This window comes from Ancylobacter oerskovii, from assembly GCF_018390555.1.
GTDB classification, from domain to species: Bacteria; Pseudomonadota; Alphaproteobacteria; order Rhizobiales; family Xanthobacteraceae; genus Ancylobacter; species Ancylobacter oerskovii.
Genome location: NZ_JAHBGB010000041.1, coordinates 364599 through 390589 on the forward strand (window position 1 = coordinate 364599; position 25991 = coordinate 390589).

The 25991-nt window shown below is 68.0% G+C and carries 18 protein-coding genes and 1 tRNA gene; 11 read left to right on the forward strand and 8 right to left on the reverse strand.

The window, feature by feature from the left end; translation table 11 throughout:
* Window positions 1–1395, forward strand: a complete 1395-nt coding sequence (locus tag KHC19_RS20335; protein ID WP_213355095.1) for an SGNH/GDSL hydrolase family protein — start codon at window positions 1–3, stop codon at window positions 1393–1395.
* A 189-nt stretch (window positions 1396–1584) separates the two neighbouring features.
* Complete coding sequence (locus KHC19_RS20340; protein ID WP_213355096.1) at window positions 1585–2394, forward strand: polysaccharide pyruvyl transferase family protein; 810 nt, start codon at window positions 1585–1587, stop codon at window positions 2392–2394.
* Between the two features lie 77 nt (window positions 2395–2471).
* Here KHC19_RS20340 and KHC19_RS20345 read toward each other — a convergent pair whose 3' ends face one another.
* From KHC19_RS20345 to gltB, 4 genes are all read right to left on the reverse strand, one after another.
* On the reverse strand, window positions 2472–3563 hold the full coding sequence (locus KHC19_RS20345) for a hypothetical protein (protein WP_213355097.1): 1092 nt from the start codon (window positions 3561–3563) through the stop codon (window positions 2472–2474).
* A 249-nt stretch (window positions 3564–3812) separates the two neighbouring features.
* A complete protein-coding gene (locus tag KHC19_RS20350; protein ID WP_213355099.1) occupies window positions 3813–4622 on the reverse strand; it encodes a polysaccharide pyruvyl transferase family protein in 810 nt (269 codons plus the stop codon).
* A 327-nt stretch (window positions 4623–4949) separates the two neighbouring features.
* The gene (locus KHC19_RS20355) at window positions 4950–6374 is read right to left on the reverse strand and encodes a glutamate synthase subunit beta (protein WP_213355100.1); all 1425 of its coding nucleotides are present in this window, start codon (window positions 6372–6374) and stop codon (window positions 4950–4952) included.
* A 183-nt stretch (window positions 6375–6557) separates the two neighbouring features.
* Window positions 6558–11267 (reverse strand): glutamate synthase large subunit, encoded by a 4710-nt coding sequence (gltB, locus tag KHC19_RS20360; protein WP_465252706.1) that lies wholly within the window; start codon window positions 11265–11267, stop codon window positions 6558–6560.
* 513 nt (window positions 11268–11780) lie between these two features.
* Between gltB and KHC19_RS20365 the strand changes: the two genes are divergently transcribed.
* Window positions 11781–12788, forward strand: a complete 1008-nt coding sequence (locus KHC19_RS20365; protein ID WP_213355102.1) for a hypothetical protein — start codon at window positions 11781–11783, stop codon at window positions 12786–12788.
* A gap of 108 nt (window positions 12789–12896) precedes the next feature.
* Here the strand turns inward: KHC19_RS20365 and KHC19_RS20370 are convergent, their stop codons facing one another.
* Window positions 12897–13370, reverse strand: coding sequence for an Hsp20 family protein (locus tag KHC19_RS20370; RefSeq protein ID WP_213355103.1), 474 nt, complete (start codon window positions 13368–13370; stop codon window positions 12897–12899).
* A 285-nt stretch (window positions 13371–13655) separates the two neighbouring features.
* On the opposite strand from KHC19_RS20370, the gene KHC19_RS20375 reads away from it, so the two are divergent.
* Window positions 13656–14039: a hypothetical protein gene (locus KHC19_RS20375; protein WP_246549208.1), complete on the forward strand. Its 384-nt coding sequence runs from the start codon at window positions 13656–13658 to the stop codon at window positions 14037–14039.
* A gap of 132 nt (window positions 14040–14171) precedes the next feature.
* Complete coding sequence (locus KHC19_RS20380; protein WP_213355105.1) at window positions 14172–15122, forward strand: alpha/beta fold hydrolase; 951 nt, start codon at window positions 14172–14174, stop codon at window positions 15120–15122.
* A gap of 27 nt (window positions 15123–15149) precedes the next feature.
* Here the strand turns inward: KHC19_RS20380 and hisN are convergent, their stop codons facing one another.
* Both hisN and KHC19_RS20390 read right to left on the reverse strand, forming a co-directional pair.
* The gene (hisN, locus tag KHC19_RS20385; protein ID WP_213355109.1) at window positions 15150–15935 is read right to left on the reverse strand and encodes a histidinol-phosphatase; all 786 of its coding nucleotides are present in this window, start codon (window positions 15933–15935) and stop codon (window positions 15150–15152) included.
* A 3372-nt stretch (window positions 15936–19307) separates the two neighbouring features.
* On the reverse strand, window positions 19308–20192 hold the full coding sequence (locus KHC19_RS20390; RefSeq protein WP_213355111.1) for an N-formylglutamate amidohydrolase: 885 nt from the start codon (window positions 20190–20192) through the stop codon (window positions 19308–19310).
* Between the two features lie 245 nt (window positions 20193–20437).
* On the opposite strand from KHC19_RS20390, the gene cpdR reads away from it, so the two are divergent.
* The 3 genes from cpdR (at window position 20438) to KHC19_RS20405 (ending at window position 21532) form a co-directional block, all read left to right on the forward strand.
* Window positions 20438–20797 (forward strand): cell cycle two-component system response regulator CpdR, encoded by a 360-nt coding sequence (gene cpdR, locus KHC19_RS20395; RefSeq protein ID WP_213355113.1) that lies wholly within the window; start codon window positions 20438–20440, stop codon window positions 20795–20797.
* Between the two features lie 148 nt (window positions 20798–20945).
* A tRNA-Val gene (locus KHC19_RS20400) sits at window positions 20946–21020 on the forward strand.
* Between the two features lie 242 nt (window positions 21021–21262).
* The gene (locus KHC19_RS20405; RefSeq protein ID WP_213355114.1) at window positions 21263–21532 is read left to right on the forward strand and encodes a hypothetical protein; all 270 of its coding nucleotides are present in this window, start codon (window positions 21263–21265) and stop codon (window positions 21530–21532) included.
* 50 nt (window positions 21533–21582) lie between these two features.
* Here KHC19_RS20405 and KHC19_RS20410 read toward each other — a convergent pair whose 3' ends face one another.
* Complete coding sequence (locus tag KHC19_RS20410) at window positions 21583–22371, reverse strand: histidine phosphatase family protein (protein WP_213355115.1); 789 nt, start codon at window positions 22369–22371, stop codon at window positions 21583–21585.
* Window positions 22372–22534: 163 nt separating this feature from the next.
* Between KHC19_RS20410 and KHC19_RS20415 the strand changes: the two genes are divergently transcribed.
* The 3 genes from KHC19_RS20415 (at window position 22535) to KHC19_RS20425 (ending at window position 25889) form a co-directional block, all read left to right on the forward strand.
* Window positions 22535–24373 (forward strand): M3 family oligoendopeptidase, encoded by a 1839-nt coding sequence (locus tag KHC19_RS20415; protein WP_213355116.1) that lies wholly within the window; start codon window positions 22535–22537, stop codon window positions 24371–24373.
* Between the two features lie 141 nt (window positions 24374–24514).
* Window positions 24515–25471, forward strand: coding sequence for a heme-dependent oxidative N-demethylase family protein (locus KHC19_RS20420; protein ID WP_213355117.1), 957 nt, complete (start codon window positions 24515–24517; stop codon window positions 25469–25471).
* A gap of 124 nt (window positions 25472–25595) precedes the next feature.
* On the forward strand, window positions 25596–25889 hold the full coding sequence (locus KHC19_RS20425) for an aa3-type cytochrome c oxidase subunit IV (RefSeq protein ID WP_213355118.1): 294 nt from the start codon (window positions 25596–25598) through the stop codon (window positions 25887–25889).
* The last annotated feature ends 102 nt before the right edge of the window (window positions 25890–25991 follow it).

Here is a 25991-nt window from a genome sequence, read left to right on the forward strand (position 1 = left end):
ATGAACCGGGTCAGGCAGCGACGGCGGATGGGACCGGAGGGCCGCAGGCTCTCCGCCGGGGCGCTGTTGGCCGTCGTGGCGCTGTGCCTCCCGCTGCTGATGGTGCCGGCTGCGCCGGCGCTGGCCCAATCGGACTGGTTCCGCCCGCCGGGCGATGTCGGCCAGCCGTCGCGCGCCGCGCCGCCGCAACGGGCGCGGCAGGCGCCGCAACCGCGCCGGCAGCCGCAGGCGGCGCCCACCCGCCAGGCAGCGCCGCCGCGCGTGTGGAATCCCTTCCAGCCGCTCATCGATCTGTTCCAGCCGCAGGACCAGCCACGCTATGCGCCTGGCCGTCCGCGCGACCTCTCTCCGCCGCCCGCCGTGGCCTCGCCAGCCCGGCCGCCGGCCATCGAGGCGCCGGCCGAGCCGCGCGGCGCGGTCTATGCCAACGCGGCGGCCGCCCGGGAGGAGCGCGGCGAGGAGCTGAAGGGGCTGGTGCTGGTGCTCGGCGACGAATATGCCGAGACGCTGGCGCAGGGGCTTGCCGATGCCTTCGCCGCCGATCGCAAGGACATCGCGGTGATCGGCCATGCCGAGCCCGGCTCGGGCTTCGCGCCGGCCAGCGGGTATGACTGGATCAATGGCGGGCGCGGGCTGGTCGCCTCGGAGGCGCCGAGCGCGGTGGTGATGTTCGCCGGCAGCTCGGATCTCGCGCCGATCCAGGATGCGGGCGGCACGGCGGAACTGTTCGACGAGCGCTGGCGCACGATCTATGGCCGGCGCATCGACGACCTGCTGCTGGGACTGAAGCTGCAGGGGCGCCCGGTGGTGCTGGTCGGGCTGCCGCCGGTCGACGATGCCGCCGCCAGCGAGCGCCACGCCCGGCTCAACGAGATCCTCGGCGAGCACGCCGAGCGGGCGGGGGTGATCTTCGTCGACGTCTGGGACGGCTTCGTCGACGAGAACGGCCAGTTCATGATGTCCGGCCCCGCCGTGGACGGCCAGCGCCGGCGGCTGCGGACCGCCAACGGCATCGGTTTCACCCGCGCCGGCGGGCGCAAGCTCGCCTTCTTCGTCGATCGCGAGCTGGGGCCGCGGCTGGAGCATGAGGAGCTTCCCGCGCCCGGCGATCCGGTGGCGGCGCGCCCGTCGATCATCATGCTGACCGGGGCGGGGGCCGGCGTCGGTGCCCGCGCGCTGGCTGGCGGCCCGACGCCGCCGCCGCCTCCGGGCGGCGACGCGGCTCCCGCGCCGGAGGAGGGCGCCGTGCGCCTTTTGGTGCGCGGCGAGCCGCTGCCGGTGGTGAGCGGGCGGACCGACGACTTTACCTGGACACCGCCGAAACCGGCATCCGCCCGCCCTCCCGAGGGGGCAGCTCCCGCCGCCGGCGATGCCGCGAAGGGAGCGGCGCCCTGACGGGCCGGGCCGCTTCGCCGGTGCAGCGGGCAACGGGTTCTTTTCGCTGCGGTGCGAAAGTTCCGATGGACCTGCGTGGGAAAGGCGGGCAAGTTAGCGCGCATTCCGGCTCGGGGAGGTGGCGATATTGCGCCTCGTGCCGTTTGTTTCGACAACGACGTTTACATTGTCAGATTGAGATCGTTCAGCATGGATCCGCTTAAGCTCTACTGGTGGAGACCCACCGACACGTCCAAGATCAATCTCGGCGATGAAATCGGCGCGGCGATCTGCCGGGAAGTGTCCCAACGGGACGTCGTTCGTGCGGATCTGAGCGAGTGCGAGCTGATTTCCATCGGCAGCATCCTGTCTGCCGTCTATTGGAAAAGCTCGATGCAGACGCGCAAGGCCCCCTGCTATGTCTGGGGTTCCGGCCTGATGGCGCCCGACTTCATCAAGCCGCACGACAAGGTCATCGTCAAATCGGTGCGCGGCCACCTGACCCGCTGCCTGGTCGATTCGGTGCGGACCCTGCCGATCGGCGACCCCGGTATCCTCGCCTCGGATGTCTGGCCGAAGGCGGCCACCCCCACCCATGCGGTCGGCATCGTCCCGCATTGGAGCCAGATCGACAGCCCGCTCTTCGCCGAGCTGACGGAGAAGATCCCCGGCTCCACCATCATCGACATGACCAATCCCGATGTCGCCGACACCATGACGCGGCTGTCGGCCTGCGAGACGATCATCTCGACCAGCCTGCACGGCCTCATCCTCGCGGATTCCTACCAGATCCCGAATGTGTGGATGAAGACCAAGGACATCCACAAGGGCAAGTCGTGGAAATTCTACGACTATTTCTCCTCGATCGGGCGCGACCGCTTCGAGCAGGTCGACGTCATGAACCACATCGACGCGATCAATAAGGGGGCGGCGAGCATCTTCTCCAGCCACCACCAGAAGAATGTCAGCGCGCTGAAATCCACGGTCGCCAAGGCGTTCCCCGCTGAACTGCGCGCCTAGGCATCGGCCGGGGCGGGCCGAACCCACCCCGCTTGCGAACAGCGCCGGCCGCGGCTTTGCCGCGACGGCGGCGGCGCCTACTCGGCAGCGAGGCGCGGCCAGGAGGAAGCGGCGTCGAGAGCCCGGGAGAGATGCTCGGGGACCTGATAGGTGGTTCCCGGCATCGTCAGGCCGCTCCAGCGGGTGCGGGCCTTCCAGGGCGACAGGCGCTGGGCGATGTCGCTGTACCGGTTGGGCAGCTGCGCCACGCCGTCGATGATCAGCGGATGCTCATAGAGCGACAGGGCGGAGATGTACTCCTCGTCGCTGAGGCAGATCACCCGGGTCGGCGCCGGATTCGCCAGGAACGAATAATATCCCTCCGCATAGGCGAGCTCGATCTCCCGTCCCATCTTGTGCAGCACGGTGAGCAGCGATCCCGAATAATAGGCGCATTGATGCGCGCCGCCGCCCTGGGTGCTGAGGAAGTGGAACGCCCGCTTGTACAGCGAGGCCTTGAAGTCGTTGATGCTGGGAGCGCCGAATCTGGCCGTGTACTGCTCCACCAGATCGTCGAAGAGGAACACGGAGGGGAATTCCTCGATCAACGAGAGATCGTCGAATTCGAGGCGGAACTTGACGTCGTTGGAGTATCCCTGCTGGATGCTCTTGATGCCGTGCCGGATGTAGACGATCGTATATTGGTCGCCCAGCCTTTCGAAGGTTTCCCGCAGGCAGGTATTGTTGATGAAGTTGACGGGCGGGCCCTTCCACTCATTGTTGAACTTGTTGTGGACGATCAGCAGGGGCTTGGCGTTCAGGCTGTCGCGGAAGGCGTCGCTGCATCGGGCGATGTCCAGCGTCCCGAGCTGCCGCATGACCGGAAAGGAGTGAAACGGGGAGGGCGCTGCATAAGTGTGCTCGAGGCCGACCGGCATCGGCGTGCTGATGCGCCGGTGGAGGCGCTTCTGCTTGCGTTCGACGATGGAGCGGCAATCCAGCGATTCATAGAACAGCGTCATACCGGAAAAGGTCAGTATGTCGGTGTTCTTCAAAAGGCCGGCCTTGGAAAGCCAGGTCGCGAACGGCAGGAACAGAATGATCTCCGCGCCGAATTCCCCGTCGAAGAAGATCGATTCGGGCATCTTCTTCTTGTCGAGGATAGACGAGACGAGATACTTGGTGGCCATATAACCATTCTCTCCGTTTGCGTCACTTTACGGCGGGGCGCCCGGCAAGGCTAGGCAACCCGCAGGATCTTCCGCTTTCGGCGTTCCTTCCGGTGACCGCAACCCATCTCAAACGCGATCGGGCCGGATAAGCAAGTGCGGCGCGGCGAGCCGGCAATCGCGGCGATCCGGCATGACCGCGCTCGCCCGCCCCGCCGAGGCACCGGCGGGCCTCGGGCGGAGCGGCGGCGGTCCTTCCGGCGCCCGCCCCTAGGCGCGCAGTTCGGCGGGGAAGGCCTTGATTACCGAGGCCTTGAGGGCATCCACGTTCTTCTGGTGGAAATCGGAGAAGATGCTCCGCGAGCCTTTGTTGATCGCGTCGACATGCTTGAGGATATCCACCTGGCCGAAGCGGTCGCGCCCGACCGAGGAGAAATAGTCGTAGAACTTCCACGACTTGCCCTTGTGGATGTCCTTGGTCTTCATCCACACATTCGGGATCTTGTAGGAATCCGCGAGGATCAGCCCGTGCAGGCTGGTCGAGATGATCGCCTCGCAGGACGAGAGCTGCTTCATCGTCTCGGCGATGTCGGGGTTGGTCATGTCGATGATGGTCGAGCGCTTGATCTTCGCCGCCAGCTCGGTGAAGAGCGGGCTCTCGATCTGGCTCCAATGCGGAATGATGCCGACCGCATGGGTGGGGGTAGCCGCCTTCTGCCAGACATCGGAGGCGAGGATGCCGGCATCGCCGACCGGCAGCGTGCCGGGCGTCTCCAGCATGCAGCGCGTCAGGTGGCCGCGCACCGAGCGGATGATGATGTTGTCGTTGGGCTTCATGAAGTCCGGGCTCATCAGGCCGGAACCCCAGACATAGCAGGGGCCCTGGCGGCCGGTGAGCGCGCTTCTACGGTAGACGGCCGACAGGATGCTGCCGATGGAGATCAGCTCGCATTCGCTCAAATCGGCGAGCACGACGTCCCTCTGCGAGATTTCCCTGCATATCGCCCAGCCGATCTCATCGCCGAGATTGATCTTCGAGGTGTCGGTGGGCTTCCACCAGTAGAGTTTAAGCGGATTCATGCGCGATTGATCTCAATTGCAAAGGGTCGAATGAATTCTCTACCTGACAGGGCACGCATCGGCTGCCGCCGATCGTCCCGACCCGGAAGCGCAATCTATCACATACCGGAATGAAGCTGTCACGATGGCTGGCCGGCCGACGGATGATCCGCATCGACCAGGAACCGGCGGCCCGTCGCAGGCCCCACCATGGGGAGCCGCGGGAAAGCCGGCGGGTGCGCGGGGCCAGCGGCACAGGGCAAGGCCCGCCGCGATGGAGGCGGGCGGCAATGGCGAGCCGGCGGGGAAGACGTTCCCGCCGGCGGCCCGTCGAACAGGTGAGCCGGGTCAGCGCGGCAGGACCGAGGCGCCCATCAGGAAGGTGTCGATCGAGCGCGCCGCCTGCCGGCCCTCGCGGATCGCCCACACCACCAGCGACTGGCCGCGGCGCATGTCGCCGGCGGCGAACAGCTTCGGCACCGTGGTGGCGTAGTCGTCGTCATTGGCGTCGACATTGCCGCGCCGGTCGCGCGACAGGCCGTCGAGCGCCAGCATGCCCTCATGCACCGGGTGGATGAAGCCGAGCGCGATGAAGACGAGATCGGCCTTGATGTGGAACTCGGTGCCGGGAATCGGCTGGCGCTTGTTGTCGACGCGGGCGCACTTCACCGAGGTGACATGGCCCTTCTTGCCGTCCATGCCCAGCGTGGCGGCGGCGAATTCGCGCTCGGCGCCCTCGGCCTGCGAGGAGGAGGTGCGGAACTTGGTCGGCCAGTACGGCCAGATCGCCAGCTTGTCCTCCTTCAGCGGCGGCACCGGGCGGATGTCGAGCTGATGGACGGAGAGGGCGCCCTGGCGGAAGGCGGTGCCGACGCAGTCGGAGGCGGTGTCGCCGCCGCCGATCACCACGACATGCTTGCCGGCGGCGAGGATCGGCTTCTCGGCGGAAACGTCCTCGCGGCCGATGCGGCGGTTCTGCTGCACCAGATAGGGCATGGCGTAATGCACGCCTTCCAGCTCCTGGCCGGGCAGGCCGGGGTCGCGCGGGTGCTCGGAGCCGCCGCACATCAGCACGGCGTCATGGCTGTCGATCAGCGCCTCGAGGGGCCGGTTGACGCCGACATTGATGCCGTAATGGAAGGTCACGCCCTCCGCCTCCATCTGCTGGACGCGGCGGTCGATATAGTGCTTCTCCATCTTGAAGTCGGGGATGCCGTAGCGCAGCAGGCCGCCGGCCTTGGGCTCGCGCTCATAGACATGCACCTCGTGGCCGGCGCGGGCGAGCTGCTGCGCGGCGGCCATGCCGGCCGGGCCGGAGCCGATGACGGCGACCTTCTTGCCGGTCCTGTGCGCCGGCACTTCCGGCTTGATCCAGCCCATCTTCCACGCCTTGTCGGCGATGGCCTGCTCGACGGTCTTGATGGTGACGGGCATGTCCTCGAGATTCAGCGTGCAGGCTTCCTCGCAGGGGGCGGGGCAGATGCGGCCGGTGAATTCGGGGAAATTGTTGGTGGAATGGAGGTTGCGCGTCGCCTCTTCCCAGTTGCCGTTATAGACGAGGTCGTTCCAGTCCGGGATCTGGTTATGGATCGGGCAGCCGTTCGGCCCGTGGCAGAACGGGATGCCGCAATCCATGCAGCGCGACGCCTGGTTGGCGACTTCCGAATCCGGCAGCGGCAGGGTGAACTCGCGGAAATGGCGAATGCGGTCGGACGCCGGCTGATACTTCGCCTCGCGCCGATCGATTTCGAGAAAACCGGTAACCTTACCCATCGCGACCTCTCGTCGGAGCACCGCCACCTTGGAGGCGTTCCAGCTCCGCAGCCAGATACATCAATTGTGCCATTTGGAAAATGACGGCGCGGCCTGCCGCCGCGCCGCGCACCACTCCCGGGATCCGGCAGAATCCCGGGAGTGGCCGGCGCTCACCCTTTCGGGCGGGCGCGGAGCGGCGGCCTATTCGGCCGCCTGCAGCCCGCGCGCTTTCTCCATTTCCCGCAGCGCCCGCTGGTACTCGACCGGCATCACCTTCACGAACTTGCCGCGATATTCGGCCCAGTTGTCGAGAATGGTCTGGGCGCGCTGCGAGCCGGTGTGGTGCAGGTGCTGGGCGATCAGCTGGTGCAGGCGTTCCTCGTCGCCATGGCCCATATCGGCCATGATGTCGATGCGGCCCTTGAACTCCAGGTCGCCGCCATGGTGGTGCAGGCGCTCGAGCAGGTCTTCCTCCTCCTCGACCGGCTCCAGGTCCACCATGGAGAGGTTGCAGCGGTTCTTGAAGCTGCCGTCCTCGTCCAGCACATAGGCGACGCCGCCGGACATGCCGGCCGCGAAGTTGCGCCCGGTCTGGCCGATCACCACCACCACGCCGCCGGTCATGTATTCGCAGCCATGGTCACCGGTGCCCTCGACCACCGCGATGGCGCCGGAGTTGCGCACCGCGAAGCGCTCGCCGGCCACGCCGCGGAAATACACCTCGCCGGCGGTGGCGCCGTAGAGCACGGTGTTGCCGACGATGATCGAGTTCTCCGGCACGATGGCGGCGTTCTCCGGCGGGCGCACCACGATGCGGCCGCCGGACAGGCCCTTGCCGACATAGTCGTTGGCCTCGCCGACCAGCGTCAGCGACACGCCGCCGGCGAGGAAGGCGCCGAAGGCCTGGCCGGCGGTGCCGGTCAGGTGGATGTCGATGGTGCCGTCCGGCAGGCCGGCCTCGCCGTAGCGCTTGGCCACCTCGCCCGACAGCATGGCGCCGGCGGAGCGGTTGATGCTCTTGATCTGGGCATCGATGCGCACCACCTCGCCGCTTTCGAGGGCGGGCTTCGCCTTCTCGATCAGCGTGCGGTCGAGCACGTGATGGATCGGGTGGTTCTGCCGCTCGCTGTGGCGAATGGCGACCTCCGGCCCGACCTGCGGCTTGGCGAAGATGCGGCTGAAATCGAGCCCGTTGGCCTTCCAGTGGTCGATCGCGGTCTTCTGGTCGAGCCATTCGGAATGGCCGATCAGCTCGTTGAAGGTCTTCACCCCCAGCGAGGCCATGATCTCCCGCACTTCCTCGGCGACGAAGAAGAAGTAGTTGATCACGTGCTCGGGCGTACCCTTGAAGCGCTTGCGCAGCACCGGGTCCTGGGTGGCGACGCCGACCGGGCAGGTGTTGAGGTGGCACTTGCGCATCATGATGCAGCCCGCCGCGATCAGCGGCGCGGTGGAGAAGGCGAAGTCGTCCGCCCCCAGCATGGCGCCGATCACCACGTCGCGCCCGGTGCGCAGGCCGCCGTCGACCTGCAGGGCGATGCGCCCGCGCAGATTGTTCAGCACCAGCGTCTGGTGCGCCTCGGCGAGGCCGATCTCCCAGGGGGAGCCGGCATGCTTCAGTGCGGTGAGCGGGGAGGCGCCGGTGCCGCCCTCGAAGCCGGAGATGGTGATGTGGTCGGCGCGCGCCTTGGCGACGCCGGCGGCCACCGTGCCCACCCCGACTTCCGAGACCAGCTTCACCGAGACATCAGCCTCGGGGTTGACGTTCTTCACGTCGTAGATCAGCTGCGCCAGATCCTCGATCGAGTAGATGTCGTGGTGCGGCGGCGGCGAGATCAGGCCGACGCCCGGCGTCGAGTGGCGCACCTTGGCGATCACCGCGTCGACCTTGTGGCCGGGCAGCTGGCCGCCTTCGCCGGGCTTGGCACCCTGCGCCATCTTCAGCTGGATCATGTCGGCGTTGACGAGGTAGTCCGCGGTCACGCCGAAGCGGCCGGAGGCCACCTGCTTGATCGCCGAGCGCATGCTGTCGCCGTTCGGCAGCGGCTTGAAGCGCGAGGCCTCCTCGCCGCCTTCGCCGGTGTTCGACTTGCCGCCGATCCGGTTCATCGCGATGGCGAGGGTGGTGTGCGCCTCGCGCGAGATCGAGCCGAACGACATGGCGCCGGTGACGAAGCGCTTGACGATCTCGGAGGCCGGCTCGACCTCCTCGAGCGGCACCGGCGCATGACCGACCTCCGCCGCCTCCTTGATGCGGAACAGCGAGCGGATGTTCAGCGTCTTGTCGCCGGTCTCGTTCACCAGCTTGGCGAAGGCGCGGTACTTGTCCTGCGCGTTGCCGCGCACCGCGTGCTGCAGCACCGCGACGGTCTCGGGATCCCAGGCGTGCTCCTCGCCGCGCAGGCGATAGGCGTATTCGCCGCCGACATCCAGCGCGTTGCGGAAGATCGGCGCGTCGCCGAAGGCGTCGCGATGGCGCATCGCCGTCTCCTCGGCGATCTCGGCGAGGCCGATGCCGCCGATGGTCGAGGCGGTGCCGCTGAAATACTTCGCGACCACCTCGTCGGACAGGCCGACGGCGTCGAAGATCTGCGCGCCGCAATAGGACTGGTAGGTGGAGATGCCCATCTTGGACATCACCTTCAGCAGCCCCTTGTCGATCGACTTGATGAAGCGCTTGACGATCTCGTACTCGTCCACCTCCTCGGGGATGTCGACGCGCATGTCGATCATCGTCTCGAAGGCGAGATAGGGGTTGATCGCCTCGGCGCCATAGCCGGCCAGGCAGGCGAAATGGTGCACCTCCCGCGCCTCGCCGGTCTCGACGACGAGGCCGACCGAGGTGCGCAGGCCCTTGCGGATCAGGTGGTGATGCACCGCCGCGGTGGCCAGCAGCGAGGGTATGGGGATGCGGTCCGGCCCGACCAGCCGGTCGGACAGGATGATGATGTTGTAGCCGCCATGCACCGCCGCCTCGGCGCGCTCGCACAGCCGCTCCACCGCGTCGCCCATGCCCGCCGCGCCCTTGTCGGACGGGTAGGTGATGTCGAGGGTGCGGGTGTCGAAGCGCTCCTCCATGAAGCCGATGGAGCGGATCTTCTCCAGGTCGACATTGGTGAGGATCGGCTGGCGCACCTCCAGCCGCTTGCGGCGGGAGTTGCCTTCGAGGTCGAAGATGTTCGGCCGCGGCCCGATGAACGACACGAGGCTCATGACGAGTTCCTCGCGGATCGGGTCGATCGGCGGGTTGGTCACCTGCGCGAAGTTCTGCTTGAAATAGGTGAACAGCGACTTCGACTTCTTCGACAGCGGCGAGATCGGCGTGTCCGTGCCCATGGAGCCGACCGCCTCCTGCCCGGTGGTCGCCATCGGCGCCATCAGCAGCTTGAGGTCTTCCTGCGAATAGCCGAAGGCCTGCTGGCGATCGAGCAGCGACACGTCGGTGCGCACTTCCCGCGCCTCGACCGAGCGCAGTTCCTCCAGCACCAGCTGGGTGCGGGCCAGCCACTCCTTATAGGGGTGCTTGCGCGCCATCTCGGTCTTCACCTCGTCGTCGGGGACGAGGCGGCCCTCTTCGAGGTCGATGAGCAGCATCTTGCCGGGCTGGAGCCGCCACTTGGTGACGATCTCCTCTTCCGGGAAGGTCAGCACGCCCATTTCCGAGGCGCAGACGATCTTGTCGTCCTTGGTCACCATGTAGCGCGCCGGCCTGAGCCCGTTGCGGTCCAGCGTGGCGACGATCTGGCGCCCGTCGGTGGCGACGATGGCGGCCGGGCCGTCCCACGGCTCCATGAGGGCGGCGTGGTACTCGTAGAAGGCGCGGCGCTCCTCGTCCATCAGCGGGTTGCCGGCCCAGGCTTCGGGCACCAGCATCATCGCCGCATGCGGCAGCTCGTAGCCGCCCTGCATGAGGAATTCGAGCGCGTTGTCGAAGCAGGCGGTGTCCGACTGCCCCTCATAGGAGATCGGCCACAGCTTGGAGATGTCGTTGCCGAACAGCTCGGAATCCACCGAGGCCTGCCGCGCCGCCATCCAGTTGACGTTGCCGCGCAGGGTGTTGATCTCGCCGTTATGGGCGACCATGCGGTAGGGATGCGCGAGAGACCACGCCGGGAAGGTGTTGGTCGAGAAGCGCTGGTGGACGAGGGCCACCGCGCTCTCGAAGTCCTCGTCGTGCAGGTCGGCATAGTAGGTGCCGAGCTGGTCGGCGTTGAACATGCCCTTGTAGACGATGGTGCGGCAGGACAGCGACACCACGTAATAGCCCGCCGTGCGCGGGTCCTTGGCGTCGTAGATGGCGTTGGAGACCACCTTGCGCAGGATGAACAGCCGGCGCTCGAAATCGTCCTCGGTCTGCACCGCCTCGCCGCGGCCGATGAACACCTGCACATGGCCGGGCTCGGTCGGCAGCACGGTGTGGCCGAGATGCGAGTTGTCGGTCGGCACCTCGCGCCAGCCGAGCAGCACCTGGCCTTCCTCGGCGACGACGCGCTCGAAGGTCTCGCGCACGATCTCGCGGCCTTCCGCCTCGCGCGGCAGGAAGATGTGGCCGACGGCATAGTGCCCCGGCTCCGGCAGGCTGAAGCCGAGCTTGGCCGCTTCCTTGGCGAAGAACTTGTGCGGGATCTGCACCAGCATGCCGGCGCCGTCGCCCGCGCGCGGGTCCGCGCCCACGGCACCGCGGTGCTCGAGGTTCAGGAGGATCTGCAGCCCGTCCTTGACGATCTGGTGCGACTTGCGGCCCTTGATGTCGGCGATGAAGCCGACGCCGCAGGAATCCTTCTCGTTGCGCGGATCGTAGAGACCCTGCGCGGCCGGCAGGCCCGGATCGACGGCGGCGATGGATTTGACGATGGCGCGGTCCGTCGCGGCCGGACGGACCGAACCCTCAACGAAACTCGACGCGGCCATGCCGCCAAACTGCTCGCTCATCGGAGCCTCCCTTCGTTCGCCTTCGCCGGTCCGCATGCCGAGACATCCCGGCTCCGCGGGCTCACCGCCCGCAAGCATGCACACCAGCCTCAAGATACACTAGCATTGGCTGTGCCAGCCGATGATGCTTTCATCGCGCAGAGCGGCAGCCTATGTGCTTAATAGGACAGTATGGTTGTCCTATCAACGCCGAAGATGCCAGAAACCGCGCGCTCGGACAAGCGGGAGATAACACTTTAGGCGCGGCATTTTTATCTCTTGTTGCGAGATGGGGCCGTAACGCGCAATCAATGCCAATCGGAAGGTGGGGTCGGCGCAAGCCAATTGCCCGTCGGCACCCCCCGCCTCCGCCCTGCCGGCGCGCCGGGAGGCGACGTCTCAGCGTCGCCGCATTCGGCGGCTTTCATGGTTCACGATCGGTAAAGCCCCTGATTTGCAGCTGGCCGCCAGCTGTTTTTCCTGGCCAGCTGTTTTCTCCTGGAACGCGGTTCGATGTCCAAGCTGCCCGCCCCGAAACTGGTCCGACACGCCCTCGCCCTGCCGGCGCTCGCCGTGGTGCTCGCCGCCGGCGCCGTGCTGCCGGCGCAGGCGCAGGTCTATTACCGTCCCTATGCGCCGCCGCCCGGCTACGTGCCGGCGCCCCGCTATGCGCCGCCGCCGGGCTATCCGCCGCCGATCTACCGCCCGCCCGTGGTGCGTCCCTATTCCCCGCCGGTGATGCCGCGCGCCGACATGCGGCCGATGCTGAGTTCCATGGGGCTGCGCAACATCTCGCGCCCGCGCACCGAGGGGCAGTTCTATGTGAGCGAGGCCACCGATGCGATGGGCCGTCGCGTGCAGGTGCGGGTGAGCGCCTATTCCGGCACCGTGGTGTCGATGCGTCCCATCGGCCCGGCGGTATCGGGTTCGCCCGCGGGCGAGCGCGCGCCGATGCCGCTGACCAACGTACTGCCGCCGAAGAAGCCGCCGCTGCCGGGCTCGCCGCATGCCCCGCTTTCCGCCAGCCTGCCCGAGGCCGGGGCCTCGACGCCGGCCGGCGAGCAGCGGCCGGTCGATCCCGCACCGTCCGCCATGGCGCCGTCCCCGATGGCGCCGGCGGCCGGCGGCGCGGCGCCGGTCGCGCCCCAGCCTTCCGTCGCCGCGGTGTCGCCGGCGGCGCCCGCCGGGACGTCTGGCGAGGCCCGGCCCGCGGAAACGCCGGGCGGCACGCCGGTGCGCGTCATTCCCGGCGTGGCGACCCCGTCCAATGCCACCCGCCCGGAGAGCGGCCCGCCCGCCGCCGCCACGCCCGCCGCCTCGACACCATCCGTCGCGGCGCCTGCCGCCAGCGCCCCCGCTGCCGAGCCGCCCGGCAGGGCGCCCAACGTGCTGGAGGCCCGCGCCGGCGTTTCAACCGGCGCCGGTGCCGGTGCGGCGGAAGTACCGGCCGGCACCGCCTCGGTGCTGGTGCGCGAGGTCGACGAGCCGCCGAAGCCGACGCCCAAGCCGCCGGTCAACTGAGGGGGCCCGCCTTTACGGGAGGGGCCCGCCGTCCAGCGAATGCGCCAACAAAAAAGCGCCCCGGTCTCCCGGGGCGCCTCCATCGTCACGTCGGTGACGGTTCGCGGGTTACGCGGCGACCTTGGCGTCGATCACCTTGGGGGCGGCCTGCGGGGCCGCGCCGGTGGTGATGGCGATCGAGCGGGGCTTCAGCTTCTCCGGGACCTCGCGCACGAGGTCGACATGGAGCAGGCCGTTGGCAAGCGAGGCACCACGTACCTCGACATGATCGGCCAGCTGGAAGCGGCGCTCGAAGGCGCGTGCGGCGATGCCCTGGTAGAGCACCTCGCCCGACTTGCCGGCTTCGTCGGCCTTGCGCTCGCCGCGGATGGAGAGCGTGCCCTCCTTCACGTCGATGAAGAGGTCCTGGTCGGTGAAGCCGGCGACCGCCACGGTGATGCGATAGGCATTCTCGCCGGTGCGCTCGATATTATACGGCGGGTAGGTGCCGGCATCGACACCGCCGACCTGGTCGAGCAGCGAGAACAGCCGGTCGAAACCGACGGTCGAACGATAGAGCGGGGAAAGATCGAACGTACGCATGGCATATCCTCCTGTGAAGCGACATGCGGGGTTGCGGACCCTCTCGGCTGAGCCGGGTCCCTCATGTGCCGCCGATTGGCCGGCACCATCTGGAGATGGGAAGGCCTCCCGGCTTCGCAAGGGGCGATCGCCGCATCGTCCCGGGCCATGCCGGGCGGCGGCCCGGCGGCGAAGATGAACGACAGATGAACGGCGGGCTCGGCGGCAATTCAGTTCGGCGGCCCTATCTTGCGTTTCGGTGGGGATGGGTGATCGATGTGGCCGTGATCGGGAGGTCGGGCGGTGATGGCGATGCTGCGCGTGCTGTTGGCGGTTCTGCTGGTTCTGCCGGCGGGGGCGGTGATCGACGCGCGGATGCCGGCCGCCGCTCAGAGCATCGGTCCCTCCGGTGGGCCGTGGGCGGCGCCCTATGGGCGCGGCGGCCCGCCGCCCGGTCCCTATGCGCCCTATGAAACGCCGCCGGCGGGCGGCGGTCTCGACGGCGCGGCGGCGGCTCAGATGCTGCAGGCCCGCGGCTTCTCCGACGTGTCGGTGCTGCGCCAGCGCGGCCCGACCATCCTCTTGGAGGCCAACGGCCCGCGCGGCGAGCGGGTGCGGGTGGTCGTGGATGCCGCCTCCGGCGCCATCAGCGGCATGAAGGTGATCGGCTTCGGCGACCGGCGCTATTGAAGCCGGACGCTGCGGAACGTGATCACGAAACTGTCACGGAAGCCCCGTGAAAGCCTTTGCCGGCTTGTGATTCGGCACGGTTTTCGCTACTCACCGCTTCCATTTTCCGCGAAGGTCCGTCCCACCCCCGAAATGCAACTCTTCAGCACTCCCGACAATCCCGTACCCGACAGCGCCGAGAGCGGCATGCTGCGCACGTCCGACGGCGTGTCGCTGCGCTATGCCTATTGGCGCGCCGCCCGGCGTTCGCGCGGCACGGTGTGCGTGTTTCCGGGGCGTACCGAGAAGATCGAGAAGTATTTCGAGACCGCCGAGGATCTGCGCGGCCGCGGCTTCGCGGTGGCGGTGCTCGATTGGCGCGGCCAGGGCGGGTCGGAGCGGCTGCTGCGCAACCCGATGAAGGGGCATGTGAGCACCTTCGCGGATTATCAGCTCGATCTCGAGGCCTTCATGCGCGAGATCGTGCTGCCGCATTGCCCGGCGCCCTATTACGCGCTTGCCCATTCCATGGGCGCCGCGATCCTGCTCGAATCCGCCCGCCTCGACAAGCGCTGGTTCGACCGCATGGTGCTGTCGACGCCGATGCTCGATCTCGCCATGGTGCGGCACGAGCGGACGGCGCGGCGCACGGCGCGGGTGCTGAGCGCTGCCGGGCTCTCGCGGGTCTATGTGCCGCATAATGGCCGCCTGCGCGCCGGCGAGCTGATCTTCGAGGGCAACCGCCTCACCTCGGATCCGGTGCGCTTCGCCCGCAATCTCGCCATCAGCGTCGAGCACCCGGTGCTCGATGTCGGCCCGCCGACCATCGGCTGGGTGAAGTCCGCCTTCGACCAGATGGACCGGCTCACCGATCCCGCCACCGCCCGCGTCATCCGCCAGCCGCTGCTGATGGTCGGGGCCGGTGCCGACAAGGTGGTGTCGACGCCGGCGATCGAGCGGCTGGGCAGCCGCCTCATCGCCGGTTCGCATCTGGTGTTGCCGGGCGCGCGGCACGAGTTGCTGCAGGAACGGGACGAGTTCCGCCAGCCCTTCCTCGCCGCCTTCGACGCCTTCATTCCCGGCAGCGCCGCCGCGGCGGCGTGAGCGGGCGGGCCTGAGCGGGGAGGGGGCTCAGCCCTCCGCCAGCACCTTCAGCGCCTGCTCATGCACGCGCCGGTCGCCGGCGGCGACGATGCGCCCGCCGCCGGTCGCCGGGTTGCCTTCCCAATCGGTGATGATGCCGCCGGCGCCCTCGACGATGGGGATGAGCGCGGCGATGTCGTAGTCCTGCAGCTCGGTCTCGATGACGAGGTCGACATGGCCGGCGGCGATCATGCAATAGGCATAGCAGTCGCCGCCATAGCGCGGCAGCCGCACCTGCCGCTCCACCTCGGCATAGCGGGCGCGATCGGCCTCCTGCATCAGCCGGGGGCTGGTGGTCATCAGCAGGGCCTCGCCGAGGCTGGCGCAGGGGCGCACGGACAGGCTGCGCGGCCCGGCCGGGCCGCGATAGCGGGCCACCACGCCGTCGCCGAAGAACCGCTCGCCGACGAAGGGCTGGTGCATCATGCCGTAGACCGGCGCGCCGTGGCGGGCGAGGCCGATCAGCGTGCCCCAGGCCGGCAGGCCGGCGATGAAGGATTTGGTGCCGTCGATCGGGTCGAGGATCCACACATATTCGGCGTCGAGATTCTCGTTGCCATATTCCTCGCCGCGCACGCCGTGCAGCGGGAAGGTCTTGCGGATGAGGTTGCGCATCGCCTGCTCGGCGCCGCGGTCGGCGGCGGTGACGGGATCGAAGGCGGAGCCCTTGTTCTTGTCCTCGACGCCGAGCGCCGTGCGGAAGAACGGCAGGATGACCTGGCCGGACACGGTGGCGAGCTCGTGTACGAAGGCTTCGAAATCCACCGCGCCCATGGGCTGCACTCCGTTCTGGTCCCGCCGATGCCGCTCGGCGCGGCGCCTTTCCATATCGGCCGCGCTGCCGGCCGGCAATGGCGGCGAAGCGGCCTCCCGCACGGGCCGGACGCAAGGTAACGATGAGCGTACCTCATGGCGCTCCGCCGGGAAGGGGGTCCGGAGCTCTGCGGCAGTCGCATGGCTGCCATTCCGGCAAGATGAACAATTAGGCAGCTTCGCCGATTGCCAGCGGGGGGAGGACCTGCCATATTATTGCAATGCGGCAGGGCGATTGGCGTTGCCTTGCTGCCGCCCTCCTTGGGCGTTTCCTCCCTAGACTTGGGCCGCTCCGGCAACGTGAGCGGCCCCTTTCTTTTGTCCAGGGCTTTGATTTAAAAACATTTCCTGACGAATTCGCGCATATCGGGCCGCGGCCTGCGCCATCGGCGCCGGGGCGTTCCCGCGTTCTGCAGGACCGGGGCGGGTGCGAGGCGGTCGGTTAAAAACGCTGCGCGGATGAGGCGCGCTCCGGGCGCGTTTTTCGTCACTTGCGCGTGAAGCGCGGCTGGCGCCTTTCGTTTCTTTCGTTTGCCCCTTGCGTCAGGCGCCTATCTCCTGCATATTATTGCGGTGCGGCAACGTGATTGGCGTTGCGTTGCCGTCGCCCTCCTTGGGCGTTTCCTCCCTAGACTTGGGCCGCTCCTCCGGGACGCGGCCCTTTCTTTTTTGGGCGTCCGGGCATCTCGGGCCGGATGAGGGGCGTACCTCCCCGATCGCTGCGCGGCCCTCATGGCGGCGGCCCCGGCTCGGCTCGCTCGCGCCGGCACCGCTCCCCGGCAACCTCCGCATTTCACGCCATGATCCGCCGCCCTGCTGGCGGCATCAAGCGTCGGTCTCGCCCTCGATGGATTGACGTGCGGGCCGATAGGCGCGCCGAGCCGCCCTGCGATGGCGGTGATGACGGCGGTGGTGATAGCGGTGGCTGCGACGGTGGCTGCGGCGACATGCGCCGTGGCCGGATGCCCGCGCTCATCTCCCGTGTTTCGCGGCAGGGCAGGGGAACAGCCTCGGCTGGACCGAGCACGGGCGCGTATCGAGCCGCTGCTGCCGCGTGGTCGCAAGAGCGCCCACCGGGTTGACGACCGCCGGGTGATCTCCGGCATCGTCCACATGCTGAAGAGCGGCACGCGCCGGCGGGATTGTCCGCCCGAGTTCGGGCTGCACACGCTTCAACCGGTGGAGCCGACACGGGCTCCAGCTGAAGATGTCCGAGGCTCTGGCCGGTCATGGCGGCATTTTCGATGGAGCGGCGACTGACGCCGTCCACGTCAAGGCGCCCTCTCGGTGGCGGGCGCAAAAGGGAGATTCGCCCAAGCCACAGGTCGCTCCCGCGGTGGCCGCACGACCGGGCTGCATGGCCTGGTCGACGCGTGCGGACGCCCGCGCGCTGCCGCTCGGCGCCGGCGGCATAAACGACATCGGCATGGCCGAGGCTCTGGTCCAGGCCGTCGGCCCGTTCCGCCGCCTGCTCGCAGACAGGGAGCATGACGCTCATCATTTCCGCCTGCCGCCTGCCGCCTGCCGCCTGCCGCCTGCCGCCTGCCGCCTGCCGCCTGCCGCCTGCCGGCGAGGCATCAAGGCCGTCATTCCCTCCACCACCTCTCGTGAGACCGCAATCCTCCCGCGACATCAGGGCCTGCAAGGATCGCCGCCGCGTCGAGCGCATGTGGGGCAGGCTCGAGGATTTCGGGCGCGTCGCTACACGCGACGGCAAACCCGCCAGCAACGGCCTCTCCGGTGCCCTCATCGCAGCAGCCTGTGCTTACTGGCTCAGTCGAGTCCGCACCCTAGGCCGGCGCAGCGGTCGCTATGGCGATGTCGTCATTGCGCGGAGCATGTAGCGGGCAGCCATTCTGTGGAAGACGAGGCCGTGGGGCCCTCTATCGGCCTCGCCCGGACACGGGATCGGGCCACGATATGTGGCCACGCCTCCCACCCTTCCGTGCTGTGCTGGTGCCGGACGACGCCTTCGTCATACCGGGGGAACAGGATGGCGCCTGCCGCTCCGGGGATATCTTCTTCTTCGTCCGGCGTCGGCGTTGCTGCCCGGCGGTAAGGCCAGCGCTCGACGGTCGTTGCCCATCGCCCGACGGTCGGTGCCGATCGCCCGGCGGCCGTTGCTCATCGCCCGGGGAGATCCCAGCGTGGCGGAGGCGGTTTCCCGACGGCTTCCTGCTGCCCTCCGGTACGTGGCGGCGGTGGTTCCGGCCCGCTCCCGCAGCGGTCTCGCCCAAGCTCGGGATATGGCCGCTCCTCCTGCACTTCCGCGCGGTCCAGGGCACGGGCGAGCCCCGTCATCGCCGCGAGGCAGGATGGCGCCAGCATCCGGGGCGCCAGCGCCCGGTGGTCGATGCCTGCCGTTCCGACAGGCTTCCGCGTGGCGCAAGGCGGTTTCCCAGTTGCTTCCTGCTGCACCCCGGTACGTGGCGCCGGTGGTTCCGGCTCGCGCCGGCAGCGGCCTCACCCAAGCTCGGGATATAGCCGCTCCTCCTGCACTGCCGCGCTGTCTTGGGTAGGGCACCGTCACCGGCATCCTTGCGGAGCAGAATGGCGTCAGCATCCGGGGGCGCCTGCGCCCGGTGGTCGCTGCCTGCCGCTCGGACAGGCTTCCGCGTCGCGCGAGGGCGGTCTCCCCGGCGACGTCCTGCTGCACCCCGGTACGCGGCGCGAGTGACTCCCGCTTCGCTCCGGCAGGAGGTGCGCGTCGTCCCGCCCGCCCGGCGTCACGCGGGCGCAAAACAAAAGGCCGGAACGGTTCGTCGCCGTTCCGGCCATCGCTCCGACGTGCGCGGCACGCATATCCCGCCATGGCGAGGACGTACCTACCGCGACAAATCAGCCACACCTGTCATTTGGTTGTATCTGGTATGCCAGAAAATGCTGCGTGCCGCCTTGATTAATTCGCAATGCGCATCCATCTTCTGTCTCGCACGCAGCGATTGGCGTCGCTCCGTGCAGCCCTCCTTGGGCGTTTCCTCCCTAGACTTGGGCCGCTCTCGTTCGCGTGAGCGGCCTCTTTCTTTTGTGCCTCCGGTCTCGATCCGGTGCGTGGCGGCTCTTCGCCGTCTCGCCGCTTTCCGGTCGATACCCTCGGCATGATGTCTCGCGACACCCGGAAGAAGGGCTAGCCGTTTCCGCATCGCGCCCCCGGCCACGGCGTCGCCGTCGTGGTACTGAAAATCCCGAAGCGGGATGGGGGAGCGCTCCGCCGGAACCGAGCGTGCAGAATTCGTATATCTCTCATTCCCAAAATGCAAGGCTGTTCTGCGGCGTTTTGCGTCGTGCGATAAAAAATCGTCATCTCCGACGCAAGCCTTTGCAGGCGCAGACTTATTCCGCCGCGGCGCGCGCGGCGGCCAGTTCGAGGTGCGGAATCGCCGTCAAGGCGCGGGCCACCGCGATGAGGTCGCGCTGCACATTGTCGAACTGCGGGCTGCGCTCATAGGTGCGTTCGTTCATGTAAAGCGCACGGTTGATCTCGATCTGGACGGCGTGCATGCCGGAGATCGGGTTGCCGTAATGCTCGGTGATGAAGCCGCCGGCATAGGGCTTGTTGCGCACCACCGAATAGCCGAGGCGCCGCAGCTCGCCTTCGATGCAGTCCGGGATCGATCCCGCGCAGCTGGTGCCGTAGCGGTCGCCGATCACCATGTCGACGCGGGCCCGCTCGTCGCGTCCGCCGCCGGAGGGCATGGAGTGGCAGTCGACCAGCACCGCGATGCCGAAGCCGCGCTGCATCTGCACCATCTGCTGGCGCAGCGCGCGATGATAGGGCTTGTAATAGGCCTCGATGCGGGTCATCGCCTCATCGACGGGGATGCGCCGGCCATAGATTTCCTGCTGCTCGCCGACCACGCGGGCGATGGTGCCGAGCCCTCCCGACACCCGCATGGAGCGCGTATTGGCGTAGGGCGGCAGCCGCCCCTCGAACATGCGCGGGTCGAGCTCGTAGGGTTCGCGGTTCACGTCGAGATAGCAGCGCGGGAAATGCGCGCGCATGAACGCCATGCCGAGCCCGGTGACCGGGCGAATCAGCTCGTCGACCAGCGTGTCCTCCGAGCGCCGCAGCGTCGGCATGTCGAGCCGCACCTGGTCGAGAAAGGCGCGCGGGTAGATGACGCCGCTATGGGGGGAATTGAACAGGAACGGCGCGGCGAAAGGATTGGGCTCCACGACCTCGAAGGCCGGATCTATCGTCTCCGATATGATCGCCATATGCCCGTCCGCCGGCTTCCCTCTGCGGCGCGCTCTGGAGCGGCGCGCCTGTCATCTATCTGTCTAACACGCGCATGATGCCGGTGGAACGGTCGGCAATGTTTCAGAAAGCACGTATCGTTCACAGCCGCGTGGATTCACGATGTGCTAACAGCCGGCACGGTACCCGATAGGCGAAACATGCGGAGAGTGTTCCGGCGAGCGACCCGTGCCCGAGGCGCGCTCCCGAATCCGAGGTGACGTCGATGCTGAAGATCCTGCTGGCCGAAGACGACAACGACATGCGCCGCTTCCTGGTGAAGGCGCTGCAGAATGCCGGCTATTCGGTCATATCGTTCGACAATGGCCGCTCGGCCTATGATCGGTTGCGCGAGGAGCCGTTCGAGTTGCTGCTGACCGATATCGTGATGCCGGAGATGGACGGCATCGAGCTCGCCCGCAAGGCGACCGAGCTCGACCCGGACATCAAGGTGATGTTCATCACCGGTTTCGCGGCGGTGGCGCTCAATGCCGACAGCCAGGCGCCGAAGGATGCGAAGATCCTGTCGAAGCCCTTCCATCTGCGCGATCTCGTCAACGAGGTCGGCAAGATGCTGGCGGCCTGATGCCGGCGGCCTGAGGTCGCGTCGCTCGCCCGGGATCGCGCCGCCGTCCCCAGGCCGTTGCCCCCCGCCGCGCGCGGGGCGCTTGCGCGGCGCGCGGCTTGTGGTTATAGGGGTGCCCGCCGGGTCGCCCCGGCATCCCGGACGGAATGGGCGCGTAGCTCAGCGGGAGAGCACCTCGTTGACATCGAGGGGGTCACAGGTTCAATCCCTGTCGCGCCCACCATTCCGAACCTGATCGCCCCGATCGTTCAGCCCGACCCGGACCCGTCCCGCAGATGGCGAGCGGCGGTCGCCCAACGCTGTCATTGAAAACCGGCCCGGCATGCGGCGGCCCGCGCGAGGAGGCGTCCTCGCCCGCCCGTGCGAAGATCAGTCCGGCCGCCATGCGGTTATCATGCGCCTCGATGAAACTAAAACGCCGCTCCCGCATTGAAGGAACAATTCAATACTCATCGGGAGGTGCTGATGATTTCGAGGAAGCTTGTCATTGCTGCACTCGCCGCCATGGTTGCCCTGCCGGTCGTCACGACCGTGAAGGTATATGCCACGACCACCGCGGTCGGTCCGTTGCCGGCCATCGGCAGCGAGGAGCAGAAGGAGGTGCGCGAGCGTGAGCGCGTGCGTCGCCAGCAGGTCCGCCAGAACAGCCATAACGGCCTGTTCGAGCCGATCTTCGCCCCGCTGTACAAGGGCTACAATTCGCCGGGCCAGAAGGTGAAGCGCACCTTCGATTGAGGAGGGCGCTTGCTTCCCGGCGTCTGCGAGGACGATGCGGGGACGAGGGATCAGGTGCAGCCGGAACCGGCGGGCAGCGGCTCCTTCGTCCCCCAGTCGTTCGAGGGAAGCCCGGCATAGGGCGGCGCGAAGTCCTGCCGCACCACTTTCAGGCGCGCCGGCACCTCGGCGTCCGGCCGGTCATAATCCAGTATCCAGAAGAAGTTGAAGTTCGAATCCGGCCAGGTGACGGGCACCGTGCCCGGCCACAGGCTGGGCCGGCCGTTCGGCGCGTTCACGATGTTCCAGGGCTTGATCTCGGCCAGTCGCAGCAATTGCCGCAGCGTCGCCTTCTCGCCGGGAAACTCGGCTTCCAGTGCCGCGCTGGCGATATGGAAATGCTCCCACACCATCACCACCGTCTTGCCGTGCCAGCGCGGATTGTCCATCAGGTCGCGCACCACCGCCTGGTTCACCTTGTTCAGCCTGGCATTGAAGGGGCGGGTGTTGCGGATCGGCTCATAGGCGATCGGCGGCGCCACCGGCTTCATCCCCCAGGCGGCGAGGATCGGCCGCGCGGTTTCCAGCGTGTGCAGCGTCATCACCAGGAAAGCCGCCGGCGGGTCGCCGGCGATCAGGCTCCTCGGGTTCGACGGCGAAAGATACTGCGCCGCCAGCGCCCGTGCCCGCTCCTTGCCGGTGCTGCACAGGGCGAGCGGCCCGGCCTTCTCGCCATGGCGCACGATGATGAGACGCCTGGGTGCCGCCTCCGCGGCCGGCGGCGCCAAGGCCAGCATGCCTGCCAACATGCCCGCCAGCGCCACGGCCTGCGCGAGAAGGAAGGCGGCGGCGCGGATCATCGAAAACCCCTGTCGGTGCGAGCGGCGGCGGTGCCGCGTCACCATGGGCTGCCGCCGGAAGCCGATCAAGGGGATGATCAAGACCGCGTGCGCCGCGCATTGATCGCGCCCGCTTCGGCACGATATCACTGCTCCCTGAAAGCAATGTCCCGTCGGAGTCGCCATGTTCCCCCGCCAGACCCGCCTTCCCGCCCTGTCTCCCGCCTCGGAAGGGGGCGCCGCGCTCGGCAAGCTGCCGCAATGGGATCTCTCCGATCTCTATCCCGGCATGGACTCGCCGGAGCTGAAGGCGGATCTGGAGCGTGCCCGGTCCGAATGCGACGAATTCGAGCAGGCCTATAAGGGGCGGCTCGCCGCCCTGCTCGACGGCGCCGATGCCGGCGGCGAGATGGCCAGGGCGCTGAAGCGTTACGAGGGCGTCGAGGAACTGCTCGGCCGGCTCTATTCCTATGCCGGCCTGGTCTATTCCGGCGACACCACCGATTCGGTGCGCGCCAAGTTCTATGGCGACGTGCAGGAGAAGCTCACCGAGGCCTCCACCCACCTGCTGTTCTTCTCGCTGGAGCTCAACCGGCTCGACGACGCGAAGATGGAGGCCGCGCTGGCCGATCCCGCCTTCGGCCATTTCCGGCCCTGGATCGACGATGTGCGCGCCGAGAAGCCCTACCAGCTCGAGGACCGCATCGAGCAGCTGTTCCACGAGAAGGGCGTCACCTCGCGCGGCGGCTGGAACCGGCTGTTCGACGAGACCATCGCCGGGCTGCGATTCGAGGTGGAGGGCCGGAGCCTGCCGCTCGAGCCGACGCTGAACTATCTCGCCGAGCCGGAGGAGGCCCGGCGCAAGGCCGGCGCCGAGGCGCTCGCCAAGGTGTTCGGCGAGAATCTGCGGCTGTTCACGCTGATCACCAACACGCTCGCCAAGGACAAGGACATCTCCGATCGCTGGCGCGGTTTCGAGGACATCGCGGATTCCCGCCACCTCGCCAACCGCGTCGAGCGCGAGGTGGTCGACGCGCTGGTCTCCTCGGTGCATGCGGCCTATCCGCGGCTGTCGCACCGCTACTACAAGCTGAAGGCCAAGTGGTTCGGCAAGGACAAGCTGGAATATTGGGACCGCAACGCGCCGCTGCCCAAGGTCGAGACCAAGGCCATCGCCTGGGACGAGGCGCGCGACACGGTGCTCGGCGCCTATTCCGCCTTTTCCCCGCGCATGGCCGACATCGCCCGCGACTTCTTCGACAAGAGCTGGATCGACGCCGGCGTGCGGCCGGGCAAGGCGACGGGCGCCTTCGCCCACCCTACCGTGCCCTCGGTGCATCCCTATGTGCTGCTCAACTACATGGGCAAGCCGCGCGACGTGATGACGCTCGCCCATGAGCTCGGCCACGGCGTGCACCAGGTGCTGGCCGGCCCCAATGGCGCGCTGATGGCGCCGACGCCGCTCACCCTCGCCGAGACCGCCTCGGTGTTCGGCGAGATGCTCACCTTCCGCAAGCTGCTCGACGCCGCCCCCGACAAGGCGGCGCGCAAGGCGATGCTGGCCTCGAAGGTCGAGGACATGATCAACACGGTGGTCCGCCAGATCGCCTTCTATACCTTCGAGCGGCGCATCCACACCGAGCGCAAGTCCGGCGAGCTCACCGCCGAGCGCATCTGCGAGATCTGGATGGACGTGCAGGCGACCAGCCTCGGCGAGGGCATCCATCTCGGCCCGGGCTACGAGAACTACTGGGTCTATATCGGCCACTTCATCCATTCGCCCTTCTATGTCTATGCCTACGCCTTCGGTGATTGCCTGGTGAACTCGCTCTACGCGGTCTACGAGAACGCCGCCGAGGGCTTTGCCGAGCGCTATCTCGCCATGCTGGCGGCGGGCGGCACCAAGCATCACTCCGAGCTCCTGAAGCCCTTCGGCCTCGATGCGCGCGACCCGGCCTTCTGGCAGACCGGCCTCAACCTCATCGACCGCATGATCGGCGAGCTGGAGGCGATGGAAGGCTGAGGCGGCCGGCCTCGCGCGGGCATCTCGCGCGGGGCCCGGCGGTCCGGCCGGGGCGTCGCCGGCGGGGGCGTGCTTGCATTTTAGGCTTGCCGGCGAGGCGGTCACTGGCCGACAAAGAAGCGTCATCGCCGGGAAGCCTTCATGTCCGCCTCCGCCGCCGAAACCTTCGCCCACACGCCGTTCGACGGCTCGCGCAAGCCGTTTTCCATCGCGCTCGCCCCGCTCGACCTCGCCGAATGGATCGAGCCGGATCCGCGCCTCGCCGCCCGGCTCGCCGAGCGTGCCGAGCTCATGGTCGGCAAGCGCGACGTCGTGCTGCGCGAGGAGCCGGGCACCCGCGCCGCCCAGCGCGAGGTGCTGGAGCTGCTCGTCGCCCATCTGACGGAGCGTTTCCCGCAGGATTACCGGCTCGACGGCCGCCGTCTCACGGTGGTCCCGGCCGGCGTCACCGTCGACCTCGACGACGACAGCGAGCCGCCCTTCGCGCTTGCCGGCCGCATCCTCTCCGACGACCTGCTGCTGCTCACCCCCGGCCCGCAGGGCTACCGGCTGGTGGCGGCGGTGCTGTGCTTTCCCTCCGCCTGGTCGCTGGCGGAGAAGTTCGGCCAGTCGCTCGACGGCCTGCATGCCGCCGTGCCCGGCTATCCCGACAAGATGGCGCGGGTGATGAACCGCATCTTCGACAACCTCAAGGTCGAGCAGCCGGTCTGGCGGGTGAACTGGTCGATCTATCCCGACGACGAGATGCACCATCCCGAATCCAAGGAGCGTCCGCGCGGCTGGTTCGACGATCCCGCCCATCTCGACGCCTCCGCCTTCGTGCGGGTGGAGCGGCAGACGCTGCGCCGGCTGCCGGTCAGCGGCGACCTGCTGTTCACGGTGCGCATCCATGTCGATCCGTTCGAGGCGTTCCGCCGCCACCCGCAGGGGCGCGAGCTGGCCGCCAGCCTGCGCGAGCAGATCCTCGGCCTCGATCCGGCGCAGCTCGCCTACAAGGCATTGACCGATCACCGCGATGCGGTCGCCGGGGCGCTCGCCGCCATTGCCGCGGTGCCGGCGGAGCAGGGGGCGGAGGCGTCCGGCGAGGCGGTGGCCTGACGGACGCTTCGCCGCGCGCGACGCCTTGACGCGGCCGCGCCCATCGGGCTTCGCGGCGTTGCCGCAAGGGACGAGTTCCGCTAAAGCGGACGATGGCTGACATTATCCATTAGGAGGGGGTCGCATGGCTGACCACGGAGCGCCGGAATACGCCACCGCCACCGGCAACGATTATGCCGAACATGAGGGCACCTACGGCTTCTTCGTGAAGCTGACCCTGGTGGGCACGCTCTCGCTTTGCAGCCTGATGATCGCGCTGGCGATCGGCGGCGTGAACGGGCACTGGGGGCTGTTCACCCTGGCGACGCTCGCCATCCTGGTGGCCACCGCCATCGGCCTCGCTTCCGAGAACGGCAAGCCGGCCATCGTCGGCGGCCTGCTCGCCCTTCTGGTGCTGCTGCTGATCGTTACTTCGTGAGTATTGCCATGCGTATCGCTGTTTTGAAGGAAGGTTCCGCCCAGGAGCCTCGTGTTTCGGCGTCGGTTGAGACGGTGAAGCGTCTTGTGGGTTTGGGCGGCG

Coding starts and splice junctions, on each gene's coding strand:
- KHC19_RS20335 (WP_213355095.1), top strand. CDS start 1: ATGAACCGGGTCAGGCAGCGACGGCGGATGGGACCGGAGGGCCGCAGG.
- KHC19_RS20340 (WP_213355096.1), top strand. CDS start 1,585: ATGGATCCGCTTAAGCTCTACTGGTGGAGACCCACCGACACGTCCAAG.
- KHC19_RS20345 (WP_213355097.1), bottom strand. CDS start 3,563: ATGGCCACCAAGTATCTCGTCTCGTCTATCCTCGACAAGAAGAAGATG.
- KHC19_RS20350 (WP_213355099.1), bottom strand. CDS start 4,622: ATGAATCCGCTTAAACTCTACTGGTGGAAGCCCACCGACACCTCGAAG.
- KHC19_RS20355 (WP_213355100.1), bottom strand. CDS start 6,374: ATGGGTAAGGTTACCGGTTTTCTCGAAATCGATCGGCGCGAGGCGAAG.
- gltB (WP_465252706.1), bottom strand. CDS start 11,267: ATGGCCGCGTCGAGTTTCGTTGAGGGTTCGGTCCGTCCGGCCGCGACG.
- KHC19_RS20365 (WP_213355102.1), top strand. CDS start 11,781: ATGTCCAAGCTGCCCGCCCCGAAACTGGTCCGACACGCCCTCGCCCTG.
- KHC19_RS20370 (WP_213355103.1), bottom strand. CDS start 13,370: ATGCGTACGTTCGATCTTTCCCCGCTCTATCGTTCGACCGTCGGTTTC.
- KHC19_RS20375 (WP_246549208.1), top strand. CDS start 13,656: ATGGCGATGCTGCGCGTGCTGTTGGCGGTTCTGCTGGTTCTGCCGGCG.
- KHC19_RS20380 (WP_213355105.1), top strand. CDS start 14,172: ATGCAACTCTTCAGCACTCCCGACAATCCCGTACCCGACAGCGCCGAG.
- hisN (WP_213355109.1), bottom strand. CDS start 15,935: ATGGGCGCGGTGGATTTCGAAGCCTTCGTACACGAGCTCGCCACCGTG.
- KHC19_RS20390 (WP_213355111.1), bottom strand. CDS start 20,192: ATGGCGATCATATCGGAGACGATAGATCCGGCCTTCGAGGTCGTGGAG.
- cpdR (WP_213355113.1), top strand. CDS start 20,438: ATGCTGAAGATCCTGCTGGCCGAAGACGACAACGACATGCGCCGCTTC.
- KHC19_RS20405 (WP_213355114.1), top strand. CDS start 21,263: ATGATTTCGAGGAAGCTTGTCATTGCTGCACTCGCCGCCATGGTTGCC.
- KHC19_RS20410 (WP_213355115.1), bottom strand. CDS start 22,371: ATGATCCGCGCCGCCGCCTTCCTTCTCGCGCAGGCCGTGGCGCTGGCG.
- KHC19_RS20415 (WP_213355116.1), top strand. CDS start 22,535: ATGTTCCCCCGCCAGACCCGCCTTCCCGCCCTGTCTCCCGCCTCGGAA.
- KHC19_RS20420 (WP_213355117.1), top strand. CDS start 24,515: ATGTCCGCCTCCGCCGCCGAAACCTTCGCCCACACGCCGTTCGACGGC.
- KHC19_RS20425 (WP_213355118.1), top strand. CDS start 25,596: ATGGCTGACCACGGAGCGCCGGAATACGCCACCGCCACCGGCAACGAT.